General features: G+C 49.7%; 5 protein-coding genes. 4 read left to right on the top strand and 1 reads right to left on the bottom strand.

Annotation, left to right across the window (positions count from 1 at the left end; all coding sequences use genetic code 11):
* Window positions 1–19: 19 nt before the first annotated feature.
* Together VN105_RS20970 and VN105_RS20965 are read left to right on the top strand one after the other, a co-directional pair.
* Window positions 20–319: a thiamine-binding protein gene (locus VN105_RS20970; protein WP_209857658.1), complete on the top strand. Its 300-nt coding sequence runs from the start codon at window positions 20–22 to the stop codon at window positions 317–319.
* A 44-nt stretch (window positions 320–363) separates the two neighbouring features.
* The gene (locus tag VN105_RS20965; protein ID WP_325643856.1) at window positions 364–861 is read left to right on the top strand and encodes a PH domain-containing protein; all 498 of its coding nucleotides are present in this window, start codon (window positions 364–366) and stop codon (window positions 859–861) included.
* A gap of 44 nt (window positions 862–905) precedes the next feature.
* Here the strand turns inward: VN105_RS20965 and VN105_RS20960 are convergent, their stop codons facing one another.
* Window positions 906–2138, bottom strand: a complete 1233-nt coding sequence (locus tag VN105_RS20960) for a nucleoside recognition domain-containing protein (protein WP_325643854.1) — start codon at window positions 2136–2138, stop codon at window positions 906–908.
* A gap of 67 nt (window positions 2139–2205) precedes the next feature.
* Here VN105_RS20960 and ychF point away from each other — a divergent pair, with 67 nt between their 5' ends.
* A complete protein-coding gene (gene ychF, locus VN105_RS20955) occupies window positions 2206–3309 on the top strand; it encodes a redox-regulated ATPase YchF (protein WP_325643853.1) in 1104 nt (367 codons plus the stop codon).
* Window positions 3310–3476: 167 nt separating this feature from the next.
* Window positions 3477–5879, top strand: a 2403-nt coding sequence (locus VN105_RS20950) for a HEAT repeat domain-containing protein (RefSeq protein ID WP_325643851.1), incomplete at its 3' end; no start/stop codon positions are given.

Here is a 5879-nt window from a genome sequence, read left to right as displayed (position 1 = left end):
TATATAAAGCTATAAAAACATGAGTAACAAGATTAATTTAGCCCTCCAGATCATCCCTTCGGTACCATCAGAGCAGGTTTACCCGGTAGTAGACGAAGCAATTGCAGTGATCAGGGACTCCGGCGTAAAATATAGGGTATGCCCTTTTGAAACAGTGATGGAAGGAACCTACGAAGAGCTGATGGAAGTGGTGCGTAAAACCCAGGAAGTGTGTTTTAAAGCCGGCGCTTCCCAGTTGCTGGTGTATATAAAAATGCAGATAAGAAAAGACGGAGATGTAACCATTGAAGAAAAAACCGGGAAGTATGATAGCATATAATCATTTTGTTTTATCTTACCCACCGAATTAAAGGAGAGCCATATATGCGATACGCCGCCCCGTTGGATGATAACTCGAAGATTGTAACAAACCTCGTCATCATTATCACACTTATATTTTTATTCAGACAGATCACGGATGTTTCACAGGATGCAGTGACTACCACCATGCTGTTGTTTATCCTGGTACCGGCCATCCTGGTGGCCTGGTGTCTGAGCCCCAGGTACTATATTCTAACGGCTACGACTATACTTATCAAGCGGCCGCTGCATAGCATTACTATTCAGCTGGAAGATGTGGTAAGGCTGAGAAGCGTTACAGAAGAAGACCTGGGCACAAGTTCCCGCTTACTTGGAGTTGGCGGCATTTTCGGGTACCTGGGCACCTACCGTTCCAGCGAAATAGGCAAGTACCAGCGCTGGTGTACCAACAGGGAAAACCTGGTGCTGATAGAATCGCTCAACAGGAAATGGCTGATCAGTCCTACCGGTGCAGACGATTTTGTGAAGCGGGTAAATGCAACCATTAACATACCGGCATAAAATAAAAAAGGGAAGGTAGCCTTCCCTTTTTTATTTTCATGATATTAATGGAAGAAGAGATACGCCAGCAATATGGCGCAGAGCATACCGAAGAAGTCGGCGATAAGACCTGCGGCCAGGGCATACCGTGTAAGTTTGATGTTTACAGAACCGAAGTACACCGCCAGTACATAAAAGGTAGTTTCAGTAGTACCTTGTATAATACTGGCCAGTTTACCCACAAATGAATCCGGTCCGTGTGTTTTAAGGATATCTACCATCAGGGCGCGGGCGCCGCCGCCGCTCAGGGGTTTCATAAATGCCACCGGCAGGGCGGGCACAAAATCGGTATTGAATCCTATGGCGGCAAACAGTAAACCGATCCCATTGGTAATATAATCCAGGCAACCGGTGGTCCGGAACACGCTGATAGCTACCAGCATCCCCACCAGGTAAGGGATGATCCTTACAGATACCTGGAATCCTTCTTTGGCGCCCTCGATAAAGGCGTCGTATACATTGATCTTTTTTACCATCCCCGCCACCAGGAAAATAATGACAATGCTGAATATGATGGCCCCGCCGAGGGAAGCCGTTTTAGGGCCTATCTCCGCAGGAGGTAAACTATGTACCCAAAACCATAAAGCAGCCATAATTCCGGCAAACAGCGCAAGGAACACCAGTACGGGTAATTTAAAGAGATTGATCTTCTGGTAGATGGAAACCACAAACATCCCCATAATGAAGGCCATGAACGTGGATATCAGGGTAGGGATGAAGATATCGGCCGGGTTAGCCGCGCCGGCTGCCAGCCGTATGGCTATTACAGAAGTGGGAATCAGCACCACACCGGCCGTATTCAGCACCAGGAACATAATCTGCGGGTTGCTGGCCTCTTCCGGCCGCGGGTTGATCTCCTGCAGCTCCTTCATCGCTTTCAGGCCCATGGGCGTGGCGGCATTATCGAGCCCCAGCATGGTGGCGGAAAAGTTCATCATCATCGACCCCATTGCCGGATGCCCTTTAGGCACTTCAGGGAACAGTTTGGAAAAGAAAGGGTTTACCAGCCTGGAAAACCGGTTGATCATCCCCGCTACCTCGCCGATCCGCATGATGCCCAGCCATAAAGTCATGATACCGGCCAGTCCCAGCGAGATCTCCGCACCGGTTTTGGCGCTGGCAAACATGCCGTTCATGATCTCTCCGAAAATGGACGCATCATGTAAAACTACTGACTTGAAAAGTGCTACAACAAATGCAATAAGAAAAAATCCCAGCCATACGTAGTTTAATGCCATTAGATTATTGGTTTATTCAATCAACAAATAAACTAAAATAAACCTATCTTTGCGCAAATTTTAAAAAATGGCTTTGCAAGTTGGAATTGTAGGATTGCCGAATGTAGGAAAATCGACTTTATTTAATGCGGTGAGCAACAGCGCTAAGGCGCAGGCCAGTAACTACCGCTTCTGTACTATAGAACCAAACGTGGGTCAGGTGGATGTGCCTGATGAACGTATGCATAAACTGGCGGAACTGGTAAAACCCGATCGCATAGTGCCTACTACCATCGAGTTTGTAGACATTGCCGGCCTGGTAAAAGGCGCCAGCAAAGGAGAAGGTTTGGGAAACAAGTTCCTGGCCAATATCCGCGAGGTAGATGCGATCGTACACGTGATCCGCTGCTTTGAAGATGAAAACATCCTCCGCGAAGAAGGAGAGATCAACCCTGTAAGCGATAAGGAGATCATTGATACCGAATTGCAGCTGAAAGACCTGGACAGCGTGGAACGTAAAGTAGCGCGTACAGAGAAAATGGCTAAAACCGGCGGCGATCAGAAAGCAAAAGCAGAATTTGAAATACTGAAAAGATGCCAGGATCACCTGGAGAAAGGCCGTAACATTCGCGAACTGGGCCTCAGCAAAGAAGAAAGGGTAGCCATTGCCGACCTGTTCCTGCTTACCGAAAAACCGGTATTGTACGTTGCCAACGTGGATGAAGCCTCCCTTCATACCGGCAACAAATTTTCCCAGGCCCTGCAGGAATCCGTGAAAGCGGAAAACGCACAGGTAATTATAATGAACAATACCATCGAAGCGCAGATCTCCGAAATGGAAGACCCGGCGGATAAAGAACTGTTCCTTGGAGAATATGGTTTAACGGAACCCGGTCTGAACCGCCTGATCCGTTCTGCCTATAACCTGCTGGAACTGATCACCTATTTCACTGCCGGTGTACAGGAAGTACGCGCCTGGACCATCCACAAAGGATGGAAAGCCCCGCAGGCCGCCAGTGTGATCCACACCGATTTTGAAAAGGGTTTCATCAAAGCAGAAGTAATTGCTTATGATGACTACGTAAAATACGGATCTGAATCCGCTGCGCGCGACAACGGCCGTTTGCGCATTGAAGGTAAAGAGTATATCGTTGCCGACGGTGATGTAATGCACTTCCGTTTCAACGTTTAACGATACTTCTGGATAAGTTCCATGAAGGTTACAACAAACAGACGGGCCGGCCATCCGGCCCGTTGCTATATAACCCCTAACGTACATGCCTATATTAATTATATAACCCTTTGTGTTAATTCAAAATTCTTTTGTTAGCTTAGCCACCTATTTTTTAATGTTAGCTCATGCGAATTGTCAGGAACGTAAAACTCTTTTTCCGGGAAGGAAACTCGGATAAGACCTACGAAATTGATCTTTGTGAAGTTGGCCCGGAACAGTACATTGTTAACTTCCGCTACGGTAAAAGGTTTGGGACGCTGAAAGACGGCACCAAAACAGTGAGCCCCGTTACATTGTCTGCCGCTACCACCATATTCGACGCCCTCGAAAAGGAAAAAAGAAGCAAAGGTTATCTGGGAGAACAGGAAGCTGTTCAGGATCTGTCATTTACACCGGCAGACACTAGCCCCGTAGAAAATGTAATGCATCGCGCCATCCTCAAACGCTTACAGGATGCCGTGGAAGGAAAGAACAGCTTTAAAACTTCCTGGAGTACTCCCCGTGTAATATGGAGAGCCGGTGAAGAAAAAATAAAGGAGGCCGTTCCCTACCTGGTCAGGCTGGTGGAGAAAGGCGACGGATTACAACGCTATGCCGCCCTGTGGGCGCTCGGCAAATCCGGCAATGCGGCAGCCATTCCCGTGCTGCGCGCTTATGCCGGCAACAGCTCCCGGCCCCTGAATATCAGGATGCTGGCCGCCAACGGCCTGTTGCTGGTACTGCCGCAGGAAGAGCGTACAGCGCATGTACATTCCTACCTGCAACGCCTGCCCGAAGTTTTCCAGCAGGCCATTGCCAAAGGGAACACAGAAGAACTCCTGGCATTGCTGCAGCAACAGGTGATCACCCGGCAGGAGCAAAGCTATCCCTTGCTGGAAGACCTTTACATCGTAGCCTTTGAACAGACGCCTGTGCGGGTAGCCCTCGGCAACCTCCTCATGCATCTGCCTTTCAGACCTTCCTGGTTCCAGCATATCCGTCATATCTTCAAACAGGCGGAACTGCGGGGCGATCAGGGCGTGGTAGCCATACTGGCGGCCCGCTTTGAAAGGGAAGCCGCTATGTTTACAAACCCCGGCACCCGGATCGATTATAATGATAAACCCTTCGTGCCTTCTACCTTTATACCGGAACTGAAAGAATCATTTCAGGCAGATAAAGAACTGAAAAGGCCCACCAGTAAACTGGCCTATTCAAACAAGACCCGTAACTATCTTCATTACCGCGTATTCCGCAACCTGCGCCGTTTTGGTGAGCGGAACGACGACCACTATGTTCGCCTCGCCACCGCATTACTGCTGCAATATGATGAAGGCAGGGACGGCGCCAAAGAATACCAAACCCCGCAATACAAATGGGTGAATGGTCGCTATGTGACTTCCTACCGGCAGTTCCCGGCCAACTCCAAACTGGTGTACCTGAACTACATCCTGCGTGGCAACGCCGCTAATCTCCGGCTCACACCAGATCATAAGGAATGGGTTTTCACCGGCCAGCCTAACGGTCAGGGGCAAACGAAACCTGCCTCGGCCGGTAACCCCGATGCCATGAAAGACAAAGGCGGCCTGCTGAAAAAACTCTTCGGCTGGCTGGGCGGGGAAAAGAACCTGCCGGCATCCGCGGTACCGCCTGAATACAAAGCGGCTAATCCGCCGGCAAAACCAGCAGGAGAGGTACCCTTTCTGCACTTGTGGCAGCAACTGCCCCAGGCTTTTATCCAGCTGCTGGTATCGGCACGCATGGAAGCCGTGCACATCTTTGCAATGGAGCAGCTGAAAGCACATCCTGATTACAATGCCCTGAAAGATAAAATGGACGAAGGCGTGATTGCCGGGCTCCTGGCCAATGCCTTTTCTATCCCGTCGATGTTCGGGCTGGAGCTGGCCAAAGAAAGATATGATCCCGCCAATCCATCATTACGGTTGCTGTATGTGCTGGTAATGAGCCCCCTGGAACTGGCCCGTGTACAAGGCCTGCAGTGGATCAGCGATAATGAGGCGGTGTGCTTTGCAGATATGGACTTCCTCCTGCAGCTGGTGTTTTCACCCTACAGGGAAGTGCGTGATTTTGTTCGTAAAAAACTCAACCCGGGATATTTATCCCTGGATAAAATGAGGACGCTTTGCGTGAAAGCGGTGACTGCATTGCTGGCACTGAAGACTGCCACACCTGAAGGGAATGAAAATCTCAACGACGGCTGCAGCATCCTGGAAGGGAATTGCCGGCCTGCACTAACGGAAACGGGTATACCGGATATAGAAGCATTGCTGCAAAGCCCGGTAGCTGCCTGCCAGGCTTTTGCCGCCAGGCTGCTGCTCCTGAAAAGAGGACAATTCAATTTCAGCGAAGTGTCTGATACCATGGTGAAAAGCCTGATCAGCAACGGCTTTCAGCCTGTCAGAACTGCCGGGGTGGAAGTGCTGGAGGCAATGGGAACCGATGAACTGCTGAAAAGACCGGAACTGGTACTCCATATATTATTAAGCACGTATACGGATGTACGTAATGCCGTGCGCCCGCTTATCAGC

Source organism: Chitinophaga sp., assembly GCF_035564935.1.
Lineage (GTDB): Bacteria > Bacteroidota > Bacteroidia > Chitinophagales > Chitinophagaceae > Chitinophaga.
This window is presented reverse-complemented; position numbering and strand designations above follow the sequence as displayed.

Excerpts from the sequence above, each read along its gene's own strand:
- VN105_RS20965 (WP_325643856.1), top strand. The coding sequence starts at position 364 with ATGCGATACGCCGCCCCGTTGGATGATAACTCGAAGATTGTAACAAAC.
- ychF (WP_325643853.1), top strand. The coding sequence starts at position 2,206 with ATGGCTTTGCAAGTTGGAATTGTAGGATTGCCGAATGTAGGAAAATCG.
- VN105_RS20970 (WP_209857658.1), top strand. The coding sequence starts at position 20 with ATGAGTAACAAGATTAATTTAGCCCTCCAGATCATCCCTTCGGTACCA.
- VN105_RS20960 (WP_325643854.1), bottom strand. The coding sequence starts at position 2,138 with ATGGCATTAAACTACGTATGGCTGGGATTTTTTCTTATTGCATTTGTT.